Source organism: Klebsiella sp. C283 (assembly GCF_048822555.1).
Classification (GTDB): domain Bacteria; phylum Pseudomonadota; class Gammaproteobacteria; order Enterobacterales; family Enterobacteriaceae; genus Klebsiella; species Klebsiella quasipneumoniae.
In genome coordinates this window covers 238,972-254,374 of record NZ_JBMEZS010000010.1, presented here as the reverse complement: position 1 = coordinate 254,374, position 15,403 = coordinate 238,972, and the positions used below count along the sequence as shown (strand labels likewise).

The 15,403-nt window shown below is 57.9% G+C and carries 15 protein-coding genes; 5 read left to right on the top strand and 10 right to left on the bottom strand.

Going from position 1 to position 15,403, the window contains the following annotated elements:
* Nucleotides 1–165: 165 nt before the first annotated feature.
* The 3 genes from gpt (at nt 166) to crl (ending at nt 2,430) form a co-directional block, all read left to right on the top strand.
* The gene (gene gpt / locus ACOI7Z_RS20625; RefSeq protein ID WP_002889733.1) at nt 166–624 is read left to right on the top strand and encodes a xanthine phosphoribosyltransferase; all 459 of its coding nucleotides are present in this window, start codon (nt 166–168) and stop codon (nt 622–624) included.
* A 105-nt stretch (nt 625–729) separates the two neighbouring features.
* Nucleotides 730–1,974 (top strand): esterase FrsA, encoded by a 1,245-nt coding sequence (gene frsA / locus ACOI7Z_RS20620; protein ID WP_023288512.1) that lies wholly within the window; start codon nt 730–732, stop codon nt 1,972–1,974.
* Nucleotides 1,975–2,031: 57 nt separating this feature from the next.
* Complete coding sequence (gene crl / locus ACOI7Z_RS20615; RefSeq protein WP_002889793.1) at nt 2,032–2,430, top strand: sigma factor-binding protein Crl; 399 nt, start codon at nt 2,032–2,034, stop codon at nt 2,428–2,430.
* A gap of 97 nt (nt 2,431–2,527) precedes the next feature.
* Here crl and csiR read toward each other — a convergent pair whose 3' ends face one another.
* The 6 genes from csiR to glaH all read right to left on the bottom strand — a co-directional run bounded on the left by csiR (nt 2,528) and on the right by glaH (nt 9,843).
* Complete coding sequence (csiR, locus tag ACOI7Z_RS20610; protein WP_023288513.1) at nt 2,528–3,220, bottom strand: DNA-binding transcriptional regulator CsiR; 693 nt, start codon at nt 3,218–3,220, stop codon at nt 2,528–2,530.
* A gap of 45 nt (nt 3,221–3,265) precedes the next feature.
* Nucleotides 3,266–4,666 carry a GABA permease gene (gene gabP, locus ACOI7Z_RS20605; protein WP_087849227.1) on the bottom strand — a complete coding sequence of 467 codons (1,401 nt, stop codon included), beginning with the start codon at nt 4,664–4,666 and terminating at the stop codon, nt 3,266–3,268.
* Nucleotides 4,667–4,801: 135 nt separating this feature from the next.
* Nucleotides 4,802–6,085 carry a 4-aminobutyrate--2-oxoglutarate transaminase gene (gene gabT, locus ACOI7Z_RS20600; protein WP_032453043.1) on the bottom strand — a complete coding sequence of 428 codons (1,284 nt, stop codon included), beginning with the start codon at nt 6,083–6,085 and terminating at the stop codon, nt 4,802–4,804.
* A gap of 12 nt (nt 6,086–6,097) precedes the next feature.
* Nucleotides 6,098–7,546 carry an NADP-dependent succinate-semialdehyde dehydrogenase gene (gene gabD, locus ACOI7Z_RS20595; RefSeq protein WP_023288516.1) on the bottom strand — a complete coding sequence of 483 codons (1,449 nt, stop codon included), beginning with the start codon at nt 7,544–7,546 and terminating at the stop codon, nt 6,098–6,100.
* A gap of 23 nt (nt 7,547–7,569) precedes the next feature.
* Nucleotides 7,570–8,838 (bottom strand): L-2-hydroxyglutarate oxidase, encoded by a 1,269-nt coding sequence (gene lhgO, locus ACOI7Z_RS20590; RefSeq protein WP_087849228.1) that lies wholly within the window; start codon nt 8,836–8,838, stop codon nt 7,570–7,572.
* A 27-nt stretch (nt 8,839–8,865) separates the two neighbouring features.
* Nucleotides 8,866–9,843 carry a glutarate dioxygenase GlaH gene (gene glaH, locus ACOI7Z_RS20585; protein ID WP_087849229.1) on the bottom strand — a complete coding sequence of 326 codons (978 nt, stop codon included), beginning with the start codon at nt 9,841–9,843 and terminating at the stop codon, nt 8,866–8,868.
* A gap of 465 nt (nt 9,844–10,308) precedes the next feature.
* On the opposite strand from glaH, the gene ACOI7Z_RS20580 reads away from it, so the two are divergent.
* Both ACOI7Z_RS20580 and ACOI7Z_RS20575 read left to right on the top strand, forming a co-directional pair.
* A complete protein-coding gene (locus tag ACOI7Z_RS20580; RefSeq protein ID WP_023288519.1) occupies nt 10,309–10,566 on the top strand; it encodes a YjhX family toxin in 258 nt (85 codons plus the stop codon).
* 57 nt (nt 10,567–10,623) lie between these two features.
* Nucleotides 10,624–11,373, top strand: a complete 750-nt coding sequence (locus tag ACOI7Z_RS20575; RefSeq protein ID WP_050533125.1) for an SAM-dependent methyltransferase — start codon at nt 10,624–10,626, stop codon at nt 11,371–11,373.
* Between the two features lie 40 nt (nt 11,374–11,413).
* On the opposite strand, the gene ACOI7Z_RS20570 is transcribed toward ACOI7Z_RS20575, so the two are convergent.
* The 4 genes from ACOI7Z_RS20570 to ACOI7Z_RS20555 all read right to left on the bottom strand — a co-directional run bounded on the left by ACOI7Z_RS20570 (nt 11,414) and on the right by ACOI7Z_RS20555 (nt 15,393).
* Nucleotides 11,414–12,052 carry a glutathione S-transferase family protein gene (locus ACOI7Z_RS20570; protein WP_087849230.1) on the bottom strand — a complete coding sequence of 213 codons (639 nt, stop codon included), beginning with the start codon at nt 12,050–12,052 and terminating at the stop codon, nt 11,414–11,416.
* A gap of 216 nt (nt 12,053–12,268) precedes the next feature.
* A complete protein-coding gene (locus ACOI7Z_RS20565; protein WP_023288522.1) occupies nt 12,269–13,531 on the bottom strand; it encodes a PTS galactitol transporter subunit IIC in 1,263 nt (420 codons plus the stop codon).
* Nucleotides 13,532–13,619: 88 nt separating this feature from the next.
* Nucleotides 13,620–14,615, bottom strand: coding sequence for a 2-hydroxyacid dehydrogenase (locus ACOI7Z_RS20560; RefSeq protein ID WP_087849231.1), 996 nt, complete (start codon nt 14,613–14,615; stop codon nt 13,620–13,622).
* Nucleotides 14,616–14,631: 16 nt separating this feature from the next.
* Complete coding sequence (locus tag ACOI7Z_RS20555; protein WP_004204674.1) at nt 14,632–15,393, bottom strand: SDR family NAD(P)-dependent oxidoreductase; 762 nt, start codon at nt 15,391–15,393, stop codon at nt 14,632–14,634.
* Nucleotides 15,394–15,403: the final 10 nt, after the last annotated feature.

Sequence of the window (15,403 nt, the reverse complement as noted above, 5' to 3'; positions counted from 1 at the left end):
TGAGAATACCACTTTCCACCGCCGCAGGTAGTGTAAACAACGCAAAAAGCGTTGCGCAAACCGCTTAACACTGGTTTTTAGTGCGTCAGATCTCTATAATCTCGCGCAACCATTTTCCCCCTCGAACATTATTTAAGCCGTATTACACAGGCTGGGACACTTCACATGAGCGAAAAATACGTCGTCACCTGGGACATGTTGCAGATTCACGCCCGCAAACTGGCCAGCCGTCTGCTGCCGGTTGAGCAATGGAAAGGCATTATTGCCGTTAGCCGCGGTGGACTGGTACCGGGGGCCTTACTGGCGCGTGAACTGGGCATTCGTCATGTTGATACCGTATGCATCTCCAGCTACGACCATGATAACCAGCGCGAGCTGAAAGTGCTGAAACGTGCGGAAGGCGATGGCGAAGGCTTTATCGTTATCGACGATCTGGTGGATACCGGCGGGACCGCCGTGGCGATCCGCGAAATGTATCCCAAAGCGCACTTCGTCACCATTTTCGCCAAACCGGCAGGCCGTCCGCTGGTCGATGATTACGTGGTTGATATTCCGCAGGATACCTGGATTGAACAGCCGTGGGATATGGGCGTGGTGTTTGTACCGCCTATCGCAGGTCGTTAATTCTTCAGGACAGTGCTATTTACCACGCCCGGCTTGCCGGGCGTGGTTTTTTTTATCCTATAGCAGGTTACAATATCCGGAGTGGCACTACGACGGAGACTGCACATGTCACAGGCTAACCTCAGCGAAACGCTGTTTAAACCTCGCTTCAAACATCCCGAAACCTCTACGCTGGTGCGCCGGTTTTCTGCCGGAAAACCCCAGGCGATGCAGTCAGCGCTGAGCGGCAATCACGTCGAACACTGGTACCGTCTGATCAATCGCTTAATGTGGATCTGGCGCGGCGTAACCCCGCAGGAGATCCTTGATGTGCAAGCGCGCATTGTGATGAGCGAGGCCGAACGAACGGATCCCGAGCTGTTCGATACCGTCATCGGCTATCGCGGCGGCAACTGGATCTTTGAGTGGGCGAAAGAGGCGATGCAGTGGCAGCAAAAGGCCGGGCAGGAAGCCGATCCTTTGCTGAGCGGCCGCCACTGGCTGCATGCTTCGAACCTGTACAGCATTGCCGCTTATCCGCATATTAAAGGCGATGAGCTGGCGGAACAGGCGCAGGCTCTAGCCAACCGGGCGTATGAAGAGGCCGCCCAGCGGCTGCCTGGCGCCCTGCGCGAGCTGGAGTTCACCATCCCTGGCGGTTCGCCGATAACCGGCTTTTTGCATATGCCGAAAGGCGAGGGGCCGTTTCCGACGGTGCTGATGTGCGGGGGGCTGGACTCGCTGCAGACGGATTATTACAACCTGTATGAGAACTACTTCTCACCGCTCGGCATTGCCATGCTGACCATTGATATGCCCTCCATCGGCTTCTCGTCAAAATGGACGCTGAATCAGGACACCAGCCTGCTGCATCAGCACGCGCTGCGCCATCTGGAAAATGTGCCATGGATCGACCATACCCGGGTCGCCGCCTTCGGCTTCCGTTTTGGCGCCAATATTGCGGTGCGTCTCGGTTACCTGGAACCGCAGCGGCTGAAGGCCGTAGCCTGTCTGGGGCCGGTGGTCCACGGTCTGCTGGTGGATCCTCTGCATCAGGGGCGCGTGCCGGAGATGTACCTCGACGTGCTGGCCTCGCGGCTGGGCATGCATGACGCGTCCGATGAAGCGCTGCGCGTGGAGCTCAACCGCTACTCGTTAAAAACCCAGGGACTGCTGGGACGCCGTTGCCCGACGCCGATGCTCTCCGGCTTCTGGAAGGACGATCCGTTCAGCCCCGAAGAGGAGTCGCGGTTAATCACCTCGTCATCTGCCGATGGCAAACTGCTGGAGATCCCGTTTAACCCGGTGTATCGCAATTTTGATCACGCATTGCGACAGATCGCCCGCTGGATCAACCATAGATTTGGTTAATTTATTGCTAAATTCTATTGGTTTGGTAAAACAGTTGCATCACTAAAGGAGATCGCAATGACGTTACCGAGTGGACACCTGAAAAGTAAGTTGATCAAGAAATTCACGGCGCTAGGGCCTTACATTCGCGAAGAGCAGTGCCATGACAACCGTTTCTTTTTCGATTGCCTGGCAGTTTGCGTCAACGTTAAGCCCGCACCGGAGAAGCGTGAATTCTGGGGCTGGTGGATGGAAATGGAAGCACAAGAGTCACGTTTCACCTATAGCTACCAGTTTGGCCTGTTCAATAAAGAAGGGTCATGGCAGGCGGTCGACATTGACGACCCGGAAGTGAGCGACAGACTGGAAAAAACGCTGCGCGAGTTTCACGAGCGCGCCGCAGCGCTGCTGACCACCTTTAATCTGAAGCTGGAACCGGCCGACGATTTCAGCGAGCCGGTTCGCCTGCGCGCCTGATTGATCTACAGATACGATTTCTCCACGCCCGTGCGGCGTGGAGGAGCGTGACGAAGGCTTTGCCGCCCCACCCGCACTCTCCACCCCGCCACCTGACTCACACTGCCTGCGGCTGCAGCTTGCCGGCCATCGCCTGCTGAATAATCGGGATCGGCGTCAGTAAGTGCTCGCGCATCAGCGCGCTGGCCTGCTCGGCGTCGCGCGCCAGAATAGCGTCCACCAGGGTCTGATGCTGGACATGCTTATCTTCCAGCATCTCTACCGACAGGACGGTGGTGCGCAGCCAGATAAAACGGTAGCGGGCTGCCAGATCGAAGAGCCGCTCGCGCATTTGCAGCAGATACTGCGAACCGCAGCCGGCGACGATGGCGGTGTGAAACGCCTGGTGGCGCTGGTCCCACTCATCGAGTAAGCGCTCACTTGCCTCGCACGACTCCAGCTTGTTGAGCAGATGGGCGCGGGCCAGCAGCTCCGCCTCCCACTCATCGCCGCCGCGCTCGATGGCGAGGCGCACCAGCATGGCTTCCATGTTGGCGCGCGCGTCGAAGATATCGAGAAGCTCCTGTTCCGACATGGGCGCCACCCGATAGCCTTTCTGATTGACCACCGTCACCAGCCGCTCGGCCACCAGCTGCGAAAGCGCCTCGCGCAGCGGACCGACCCCCAGGGCATAGCGCGAGGTCAACAGGCTCATCCGTAGCTTCTCATCGGGTTGGTAGACCCCGCGGATGATGTCGTTTTTTAACCAACGGTACCCGTCAATGGCCGTCGCCTGGGAAATGGCGGTCATGATCTTACTCCTGAATACTCTTCCCGGCGGGGGCCGGGAACAGGGTTAACGCGTATTTTGCAGCGGCAGTTTTTGCCACAATACCAGCTTTTTCCAGCGCGACATAATCGGTACCGTACAAATAATTCCCAATGCTAACAGGCCGGTAGAGATCACCTCCAGCTGCTGCGCCGGACGGAACAGCATCACCACCAGCACGAAGGTGATAAAGGCGATCACCAGCCAGGTCAGGTACGGATAGAGCCACATTCTGAGACGGATCTCCCCGCCTTGCGCCTGAAGGATTTTACGCATCCGCAGTTGCGAAACGGCGATCACCAGATAGACCAGCAGGGCGATGGCGCCGGAGCTGTCGATGAGGAATTTAAACACCTTGGCAGGCGCGTAGTAGTTCACCACCACGGTGAGGAACGCCGCGCCGGTGGAGAGGAGCACCGCCACGTACGGCGTTTTGCTGCGGTTGGTCCGCCCCATGAAGGCCGGCGCATCGCCGCGGCGGCTCAGGGAGTAGAGCATCCGCGAGGCGGTATACAGCGCCGAGTTCAGACAGCTGGTGACCGACAGGAGGATCACGCCGTCCATAATCAGCTTGGCATAGGGAATATGCAGCAGCTCGAGCACCGAGCGGTAGGAGCCAATGCTCTTCAGCCCCGGCATATTCCATGGGATGAGGGCGACGACGATAAAGATCGAGCACAGATAAAAAATAGAGATACGCCAGATCACCGAGTTGGTGGCGCGCACGATATGTTTATCCGGGGTATCCGATTCGGCGGCGGCAATAGTGACAATCTCCGCGCCCATAAACGAGAACATGGTGATCAGCATCGCGCTCAGCACCGCGCCGAAGCCGTTGGGCATAAAGCCGCCGTGATCCCACAGACGCGAAATGCCGCTCACTTCGGCATACGAATAAAAGCCGGTAATGGCGACCGCGCCCAGTATGATAAACGCCAGAATAGCGACCACTTTGCACAGCGCCAGCCAGAACTCGAATTCGCCGTAGTTTTTGACGCTCAGCAGGTTACTGCCGGTGAGGGCGAGGGTGATGACCAGAGAGAACAACCACACCGGGACGCCCGGCACCCATGAATGCAAAATAATCGCCGCGATATTGGCTTCCAGCGGAATAACCAATACCCAAAACCACCAGTACAGCCAGCCGATGGTATACCCCGCCCAGCGGCCGATGGCTTTATCGGCGTAGGTGGAAAAGGAGCCGGTATCCGGCGTGGCGACCGCCATTTCGGCCAGCATACGCATAATCATCACCACCAGTAGCCCGGCAAACAGATAGGCCAGCAGCACCGCCGGGCCCGCCTCGGCAATGGCGACGCTGGATCCGACAAATAAACTCGCGCCGATCACCCCGGCGATAGATAACATCGTGACGTGGCGCGACTTCAGCCCCGCCCCTAAATCCTGTGATTGCGACAGTTGCCCCATCATTTACCCTCTCGAAGTGTGTCACCTGGGAGAGCGCCCCGACATTCCCGCGCCGGGGCACGCGTATTATTGTTGTTTTGCAGGTCTCGTCTTTATTCCCTTACTAACGTACTTCGTGTCCGCATGTCTGGTGTGCTATGCCTGTTTCGCCTCGGTAAAGCAGTCGGCGATGATCTTCAGCCCCTGCTCGATCTGCGCCTCTTCGATGGTCAGCGGCACCAGGATGCGCAGCACGTTGTAGTACGGTCCGCAGGAGAGCAGGATCAGACCTTTGTCGCGCGCCCGGGCGACAATATCCGCCGTCAGCCTGGCGTTCGGCCTGCTGTGGTCGCCCTCTTCAAACAGCTCAATGGCGATCATCGCTCCCAGACCGCGCACGTCGCCGATCTCCGGATGATCTTCAGCGATCGCCAGCAGGCCCTGGCGCAGGGTATCGCCGAGCTGGTTGGCTTTTTCCAGCAGATTCTCCTGCTCGAAAATCTGCAATACCGCCAGGGCGGCGGCGCAGGCGATGGGGTTGCCGGCGTAGGTGCCGCCCAGTCCGCCCGGGGCGATGGCGTCCATCACCTCCGCGCGGCCGGTGACGCCCGCCAGCGGGAAACCGCCGGCGATAGATTTGGCGAAGGTGGTGATATCCGCCGCGACGCCCATCTGCTCCATGGCGAACAGGGTACCGGTGCGGCCCGCGCCGCTCTGTACTTCATCGGCGATGAGCATAATGCCGTGCTCGTCGCACAGGGCGCGCAGGCGCTGCATAAAGGCCGGGGAGGCGGCATAGAATCCGCCTTCACCCTGCACCGGCTCGATAATGATGGCGGCGATATCTTCCGGCGCGGCATCGTTTTTGAAGATGCGATGGATGCTGGCGATCGCCTCGTCATCGCTGACGCCGTGCAGCGCGCACGGATAGAGGGCGCGATAGACGTGACCCGGCATTAAGCCCATACCGGCGGAGTATGGATTCACTTTACCGGTCAGCGACAGGGTGTAGTGGGTGCGGCCGTGATAGGCGCCGGTGAAGGCGATCGCGCCGCTGCGCCCGGTTGCCGCGCGGGCGATCTTCACTGCGTTCTCCACCGCTTCCGACCCGGTGGTCACCAGCAGGGTTTTCTTGGCGAAATCACCAGGCACCTTCTGGTTCATCTTTTCGCACAGCGCCAGGTAGGGCTCGTAGGCGAGCACCTGGAAGCAGGTATGGGACAGCTTTTTCAGCTGGTCCTCCACGGCGGCGACAATCTGCGGATGCAGGTGGCCGGTATTGAGCACCGCGATACCGCCGGCAAAATCGAGATATTCCCGCCCTTCGACGTCCCACACCCGGCAGTTCTCCGCGCGCTCGGCGAAGACAGGATGGATCTGGCCGACGCCGCGCGGGACCGCGTCGTTGCGACGCGCCATCATTGCTTTATTGCTGTTCATCCGTCACTCCTGTTAAAGGCCAATACACATGTATTTGATTTCTAAGTAGTCTTCGATGCCGTACTTCGACCCTTCGCGGCCGAGGCCGGAGGCCTTAACGCCGCCGAACGGGGCGACTTCGGTGGAGATAATTCCGGTATTGATGCCGATGATGCCGTACTCCAGCGCTTCGCCGACGCGGAACACACGGCTCAGATCGCGGGCGTAGAAATAGGCGGCGAGACCGAACTCGGTATCGTTGGCCTGGGCAATGACGTCGGCTTCATCTTTAAAGCGGAACAGCGGGGCCAGCGGGCCGAAGGTCTCCTCTTTCGCCACTTTGGCGCTGTCAGGCACGTTGACCAGGATGGTGGGCTGGAAGAAGTTGCCGCCCAGGGCGTGCGGTTTGCCGCCGGTGACCACCTTTGCGCCTTTGGCGATGGCGTCGGCAATGTGTTCTTCAACTTTGGCGACGGCTTTCTCGTCGATCAGCGGGCCGGTCGTGACGCCCTCCTGCAGGCCGTCGCCGATGCGTAGTTTTTCCACCGCCTGCTGCAGCTTCTCGGCGAAACGGTCATACACCCCGTCCTGGACGTACAGGCGGTTGGCGCAGACGCAGGTTTGCCCGGCGTTGCGGAACTTCGACGCCAGCGCCCCCTCGACGGCTTTATCGAGATCGGCATCGTCGAAGACGATAAACGGCGCGTTGCCGCCCAGCTCCAGGGAGACTTTTTTGATATCTTTCGCGCACTGCTCCATCAGCTGGCGGCCAATCTCGGTCGAGCCGGTAAAGGAGAGCTTGCGTACCAGCGGGTTGCTGGTCAGTTCGCCGCCGACCGCGCCGGCTGAGCCGGTGACGACGTTGAACACCCCAGCGGGGATCCCGGCGCGATTCGCCAGTTCGGCCAGCGCCAGCGCGGAAAACGGCGTCTGGCTGGCCGGTTTCAGGACCATGGTGCAGCCCGCGGCCAGCGCCGGGCCCGCTTTGCGGGTGATCATCGCCGCCGGGAAGTTCCACGGGGTGATGGCGGCGGTGACGCCGATGGGCTGCTTAATCACCAGCAGGCGCTTGTCGGCCTGGTGGCCCGGAATGGTGTCGCCGTAAATGCGTTTACCTTCTTCGGCGAACCATTCAATAAAGGAGGCGGCGTAGCTGATTTCGCCTTTGGCTTCCGCCAGCGGTTTCCCCTGTTCGAGGGTCATCAGACGGGCGAGATCGTCCTGGTTCTCCAGCATGAGATCGAACCAGCGACGCAGAATATTCGCCCGCTCTTTGGCGGTGAGGGCGCGCCAGGCGGGAAGGGCGCGGTTAGCGGCTTCGATCGCTTGTCGGGTTTCGTCAGCGCCCATTTTCGGCACGCTGCCGAGCTGCTCGCCGTTGGCGGGGTTGGTCACCGCAATCACGTCGCCGTTGGGCGCATCGCGCCACTGACCATCAATCAGCGCCTGCTGGCGAAACAGAGTCATATCGTTGAGTTGCATAATCGCTTCCTGTCTTCAGGGGGTTAACGGGTAAAAGCGGCGTGTAGTGTCTCCACGCTACGTGCCGCACGCAGCGTGCGTCCGGGATTGCTCTGGCTGGCCAGCAGGGTCTGCACCTTGCTGACGATATGCGCGCCGATCGGGATAGCCGACGTCGCCGCGGGTGACGGCGCGTTACAGGTGTGAATGGAACGCGCGGTGGTGACGAAGAGAAAATCGTCGATCAGTTTGCCCTGCGGCGACACCGCCTGCGCCCGCACGCCGGCCGGCCACGGGCGCAAATCGCGCAATGTCAGGCTCGGGCAGTATTTCTGCACCAGCCGCAGATAGCCGCTTCGGCACAGCGAATTTTTCATTTCGCCCAGCCCGGAGCACAGGTTGTTTTGCAGTACCCGGCGAATGCCGGGCGAGGTGAGGATCTCCAGGGTATCGGCCAGCGAAATATCGCGCTTGCGATAGCCTTCGCGCTTCAGGGCCAGCACGGCGTTGGGGCCGACGGTGACGCTGCCGTCGATCATGCGGGTCAGGTGGACGCCGAGGAACGGCATCGCCGGATCGGGGATCGGATAGATCAGATGGTTGACGATCTGATTGTGCTGCGCAGCGAGCTGGAAATACTCCCCGCGGAACGGGCAGATGATAAACCCGGGATCGACGCCGAGCATTTTCACCAGTCGATCGGCCATCAGCCCGGAACAGGTAATCAGCGTCGAGGCCTCATACTCGCCGCCCTGGCGGGTGTGGACGACCACGCCGCTGGCGTGTTCTTTCAGGGCGCTGACTTCGGCGTTGTAGACGATGGCGCCGCCTTTCGATTCGAAGTTCTTCGCCATCGCCGCCGCCACGTCGCGGTAGCTGACGATGCCGCTGGAAGGGACGAAGATCCCGCCGAGTCCGCTGATGTTCGGTTCGCGCTCGCGCAGCTCCCCGGCGCTCAGCCATTCCCGCTGCAGGCCGTTGGCGGCGGTGCGATCCCACAGGGCGCGCATCCGCTCCATCTCCAGCGGCGAGGTGGCGACCAGCATCTTGCCGCAGACGTCGTAGCGGATGCCGTTCTGCTCGCAAAAGGCTTTGGTGGCGCGGTTGCCGGCGAGGCAAAACTGCGCCTTGAGGCTGCCGGGCGTGTAGTACACCCCGGCGTGGATCACGCCGCTGTTATGGCCGGTCTGATGGCAGGCCGGGCCGGCCTCTTTTTCCAGCAGCGCAATGCGGGCATCCGGGTAAATCTCAATTAACTGCATGGCGGTCGACATGCCGATGATGCCGCCGCCGATAATCACGAAATCATACATCCGCTCAATTCCTTCGCCTGAAAACCCTTATTGATGAGTCTGGTAATGATTCGTGGAATACGCAAAGTAGCCGCGCTGGCGCATCAGCTCGCGGCGCAGGTCCGGGTGCGGCGTAAAGCGGTCGCGGCCATGCAGCCAGAACAGGTTGTTTATCAACAGAAATTTGCCTACCGGAACCGGTACAGAAAGAATGTTTTTGCTGGTCTCCAGCGCGTCGGAGAGGCGGCTCAGCCAGGTGCCTTCTTCGAAATCTTTCGGCTGGACGAACTGGTCGATATAGCGCATCACCGGGCGACCTAACTGGTCGACGTCGAATACCGGGTGGAAGACATCTTTGCTGACGTTTTTGCTCGGCGGTGCGGCCCAGCGCATCGGGCGGCGGGCGAGCGGGTCGCGGAAGAATTCGTCGAGGTGCTCCCAGTCGTCGAGATGCAGCAGCAGGGAATTGCCGCCCTGCATGTTCTGCTCGTCGATCTTCATCATCAGCACATAGTCGGTTTGCTCTTCGACGTAGGTGCCGTCGTTGTGCAGCTCCATCACCCGGTGCGGCTGGCGCAGATAGCTGTCGGAGTTATCGACGTTTTTCACCACGAAACGGGCGTAATACTGGCCGCTCATGGCGTCGAAATTGGAACGGCCAATCAGGTGCGCCACGGCGGTGGCCAGCTTGACCATCTCCTCGGCCTGGCTGACGTTATCGATCCCTTCGCCGTTGATCAGCAGCGCGCCTTCCGCGCGGTCGAGCAGCGTTTTGATCAGCAGCGGCTGCAGCTGGTTGCCGCACAGATCGTCGAGGATCTTGCCCACCTGGAAGCGTAAGAAAGATTTGTACTCCAGCGCCTGCACCGGCCACTGCGCGACCTGCTGCAGAAACTGGGCGGTGGTGTCGGCGGAAAAGGTGAGCTCCAGCAGGCGCGGCGACTGGGCGGAAGGAGCGACGGTAAAGCCAGGGAATTGTTGAGCTAACGGCGCGGATGTCGGTTTTACTGCGGTCAGGGCGTTCATCAGGATCGTTCCTCGCAATGGAATGGAAGGTCAGGGTGATGTTCATTTCGTAGCCATAAATTAAAAATATCTACATTTTTATAAAATGCGTACGGAATGGCCTTTTTGTTTCTATTTTGTGATCTGACAACAATTATTTAACAATGCGAGAGAGATAAGGCGGTGGTTAACGTTGAGGAACAAAGCGGGTGGCGGAAAAGGCAAAATGCCGAAAGGCTGAGGGTAAATCATAACGCCGATCACAGTTTTTAATCTGTGCAATACCCTTACCAGATGAAGGTGTTAACATTCAGCTGGTAAATACCTTTCAATGCTCACCGAGGCTTCGATGCTGGAGAATGTCATTATCAGATAATCAGCTTCCCGACCTGCCCAGGCCGGACTGATTATCGCTGCGCTTAAACCTTACGCACACACCTGCGGGTGTAGGCATGTTTTCGCACATGATAATGAACAGGTTTCAGTATGAATTTATCCCGTCAGGAACAACGGACCTTACACGTACTCGCCAAAGGTGGCCGTATTGCGCACGTCCGCGATATCTCCGGCCGCATTACCGCCGTCGAATGCTACACCCGGGAAGGGCTGTTGCTGAGCGACTGCACCCTCGCGGTCTTCAAAAAGCTCAAAACCAAAAAGCTGATTAAGTCGGTGAATGGCCAGCCGTACCGGATCAACACCACCGGTTTGACCAACGTTCGCGCGCAGGCGGACAACCGCTGATACAGCGACCCGGGCAGGGTCGCTGCCCGGGCGTATGGCTCTCAAGGAGAAAAAACCATGATCGATATCCCTCGCATTTTTACTATCAGTGAAAGCGAACACCGTATTCATAACCCTTTTACCCCGGAAAAGTACGCCACGCTGGGGCGGGCGCTGCGAATGGCGCCGGGCGCCTCCATTCTTGACCTCGGCAGCGGCTCCGGAGAGATGCTCTGTAGCTGGGCGCGCGATCATCAGATCGTCGGCACCGGGGTGGACATGAGCCTGCTGTTCAGCCAGCAGGCGGCCGCCCGGGCAGAGGCGCTCGGGGTGAGCGACCGGGTGACCTTTGTGCACCAGGATGCCAGCGGGTATGTCGCTAGTCAGCCGTGCGATATTGCCGCCTGCGTGGGGGCAACGTGGATCGGCGGCGGCGTGGCAGGCACGATTGCGCTGCTGAAGCAGAGCCTTAACCCAGGCGGTATGCTGCTGATCGGCGAGCCATGGTGGCGCAAACGCCCCGCCACGGCGGAAGAGGCGGTTGCCTGCGGCGCGCACTCTCCCGACGACTTCCTGACGCTGCCGGCGCTGGTCGCCCACTTCGGCGAACTGGGCTATGACGTAGTGGAGATGGTGCTGGCGGACCAGGAGGGCTGGGATCGTTATGAAGCGGCGAAATGGCTGACGATGCGCCGCTGGCTGGAGGCCAATCCGCACGATGACTTCGCGCCGGAGGTTCGCCAGCAGTTGACCACCGCGCCGCTGCACCATGTCACCTGGACCCGGGAATATCTCGGCTGGGGCGTGTTTGTCCTGATGGCGCGTTAACCAGCGTGTCGGTAGCGTCGGGAGGCGCTACCGACCATCTTCAGACCTTCAGCTCGTCGTAGCTGACCATGACGTGTTGGCGAAAGGCGGGCCGTGCGGTTAGCCGTGCATAATAGGCCGCAAGATGGGGGAGGGGACGACGGGGGATATCGATTGCAAAGTAGCGGTACAGCACATGACCAAACTGGATGTCGGCCAGGGTGAGCGTATCGCCCGCCAGATAGCGACTGCCGGCGAGACGTGCCTCGGCAATCGCCAGCTTTTGCTCCAGGGCCGTCACCGCCGCGGCGATGGCCTGCGGATCCCGCACGGCGGCGGGCGTGCGCACCGCGCGCCAGAACACCGGCGCCGTAAAGCCGAGGGCAATATTCTGCTTTGACCACTCGGCCCAGCGATCAACCTCAGTACGAGCCAGCAGGTCGCCCGGCCAGAAAGCGTCGTCGGCGTAGCGGCTGGCTAAATAGCGAAGGATCGCGCCGGTTTCCCACAGCGGCGGATTATCGCCATCCTGCAGCACTGGCACCGTACGATTGGGATTGAGCTGATAAAACGCCTCGCTGTCGGTACCGCCATAGCGATGGCCCACGTCGAAGCGGAGATAGTCCAGCCCAAGCTCGCCAACACACCACATCAGCGCCTGCACGTTAGAGGAAGTTTTTCGGCCCCAGATAGTCAGCATCGGGATCTCCTGTGAACAGGGAAAGAAGGAGCATAGCAGGTAGGGTTGAAAACGGGAGGGGTCACAAAAGAAATGAGCCACCTCGCCGCGCAGGGGGCGGATGCGCTGGTCAGATGTTCAAACCAGGAGCGTCGCTGAGCCAGCTATTCAGCGCACAGAATGAGTGGAAGAACTGAGGGCAACAGTTTGCCCTCTGTTTACTTAAGTGGTCTTGTACTAAGGTGTGGCGCTAAAAAACTCGCCAAATTTGACGGCCAGCCAGCCGACAGGCGTCGTGGCGCCGCCGACGATATTGGTGATCTCGGCCATCCCTTCCGGTACCGGAATATGTGAGTTCACCGCCGCCTGAGTATATTCTTGCGAAATGTCCGTCCCGACATACAGGATGCAGGTCACGATCAGGGTTCCGGTTATGAACATGCGGAACATATTTCGTTTACAGAACGGCGTGACCATTGCCAGCAGGAACATTAACGAAGCCAGATCGACAAAGGGCAGTACGCGGTTGCCGGGCAGAATGATAGACAGCACCACAGCCATAGGGATTAACAGCAGACCGGTCGCCAGTACCGAAGGTTCACCGATCAATAACGCCGTATCCATCCCGATGTAAAAATCGCGCCCCGGAAATTTAGCCTTCAGTTTTGCTTCAGCGGCATCACGGACAATCAACAATCCCTGCACCAGAATTTCAATCATTTTCGGCAGCAGCAGCATGGCGGCTGAAACCTTAATGGCCAGTGAAACGGCAGCGGAAATGTCATATCCAGCCAGGAAGGCCAACAGCAGTCCCAGCACAAACCCCAGGGTAAGAGGCTCGCCAAAAACGCCGAATTTTTTATTAATACTTTCCGGATCGAAATTGATTTTATTGATGAGCGGGATCTTATCAATGATGTAATTACAGGCAATGCCAAACGGCACGTAAGCTATACAGGTAAGATGTGGGAATGATATCCCTTTAAGATTATAGTTTTTTTGTAAATACGGCGCCGTTAAATCTGCGGCCAATAGCGTTAACACAAAAATAGCGAAAGTAATACCGACAGAAAGCCAGTAATTTCCCGTTCCGGCATAGACCACAGACCCCATGATCAGGAAAATCCAGTAGTTAAAAATATCGATATTCACCGTTTTGGTTAATTTCAACAGAAGCATGGCCAGGTTGATGACGATAAAGCCCACCACGACGGGCAGCATCAGCGGCGAACCCCAGCCAATAGTCGATGCGGTAGGCCAACCGGTATCAACGACCGTTAACTGCAGGCCGATACGCTCAACCATCGCCTGCGATGCCGGGCCCAGGTTTGTCAGCAGCAGGCCAATCACCAGCCCCACCCCTTCAAAACCAATGCCGACCAGCATCCCTGCTTTAAATGCCGTACCGATTTTAACGCCAAAGCAAAGCGCGATAATAAAGAATATTACTGGCATCATTACTGATGCCCCCAGACTAATAATGCTGTTGATAATATCCATAATGATTCCTTAAAAGGCGGGCGAATTGGGCACGAGTTAACCCGTGCCCATTGGGCCCTGTTAATACCTTTAATGGTTCTTTTAGTATTTAACTGAGTTTCTTTAAAAGGATCTCAGCGAAGCGTTTGGGCGAATTACTGAATGCGTCAATGGTACTCCCGGCAATATGCGGCGTAATGGTCACGTTATTCAGTGTATAGAATGCACTGTCGTCAGGAAGCGGTTCGTCATCAAAGGTATCAAGCGCGGCGCCCATAATTTGCCCGGATCTGAGCGCATCAATCATCTCTTTTTCATTGATTAACCCGGAGCGTGCCGTGTTAACAATGATGGCACTGCGCTTCATCAGCGCGAAATGGTGTGCGTTAATCAGATTTTCGGTTTCCGGCGTCAGGCGAGCATGTAACGAGATAACGTCGGCGCGTTGTACCAGTTCGTCCAGTGAATCGACTTTCTCATAACGTTCATGGCCTGCAACGTACTTATCGTAAAAGATAATCTCCGTGCCAAAGCCGCTGAGAAATCCCGCGACCAGTTGGGCAATATGGCCGAGGCCAACCAGCCCCACGACTTTTCCGCCAAGCTCCGGGATCGCCTGATGGTTCGGGCTGTCTTTACGCCAGTATTTGTCACGCAGGGCATCGTGTGACCGGGCGATATTGCGCATTTCCGCCAGGATCATGCCGACCGTGAATTCAGCGACGCTGCGAGCGTTACGCCCCGGGGTGTTCATCACCTCAACGCCCCGGGCGTTCGCCACCTCAAGATTCACGTTTTCCACGCCACCGCGGAGTACGCCTACATATTTCAGCGTGGGTATTTTATCGAACACCGCAGTATTGACGGGGGCAAACTGAGTGATCAGGATGTCAATATCACCCGCTCCCTGAAGCAGATCTTCCGGTAAGGCCACGGCTTCCGCGCCTTCCTGTTCAACCCGCAGATTATCTTCCTGAAGTTTCTCAATGGAGTCATGTGACCACTCGCGTACTTCGACTTCAATCCCGTTATCCCTGAGCGCTTTCAGTCCTGATTCCATCATTGCTGCATTGATAAACAGATCGGCAATTGCCAGACATTTCATAATGATTCTCCCTCGATTAACGCATCAACATACCGCCGGTAACGTCCAGAGTTGCTCCCGTCATATAGCTGGTCTTAGGAGAAACCATGAAGACACCGATGTCGGCAATTTCCTGAGGCTGAGCCACGCGGCCCACCGGAATACGACTGACGTAATAGTCAGGGTTTTGCTCAATGTTCTTACGGATCATCGCAGTATCCATGATCCCGACGGCGATATTGTTCACATTGATTTTTTGTTTGGCGACTTCCCGCGCCAGAGAAATAGCAAAGGCGACCAGACCGGCCTTACTTGCCGCGTAGTGCGCATGTCCCGTCGTGGAGCCGTGGAACGCGGCCTGCGAGGTAATATTCAGAATGCTGCCCATCTGGTCATGCTGCAGGCAGTGATTTACAAACAGCTGGCTGAGATGGAAGATGGCTTTCAGATTGACATTCATCACCAGATCCCAGTCCTGTGGGCTGATCTCGGTGACGTAGCCGCTCAGCCAGATCCCGGCGTTATTCACCAGAATGTCGGCTTTGCCCAGTCTGTCGATACAGGTGGCAAACAGATTTTCCCGGCTCTGTTCGTCAGAGAGATCGGTTTTAACCGCGATGATCTCTACGTTCGCGCTGGCCTTCACCGTTTCGATCAGCCGTTCGGGATGCTCTTCTTCCCGCATATAGGTAAAGCAGATATTGACGCCTTCTTTGGCGAGAGAAAGAACAAACTCTTTCCCCAGGCCGGTTGCGCCGCCTGTCACGATGGCCGTACGATTCGTTAAATTCAGATCCATTTTTTCCTCA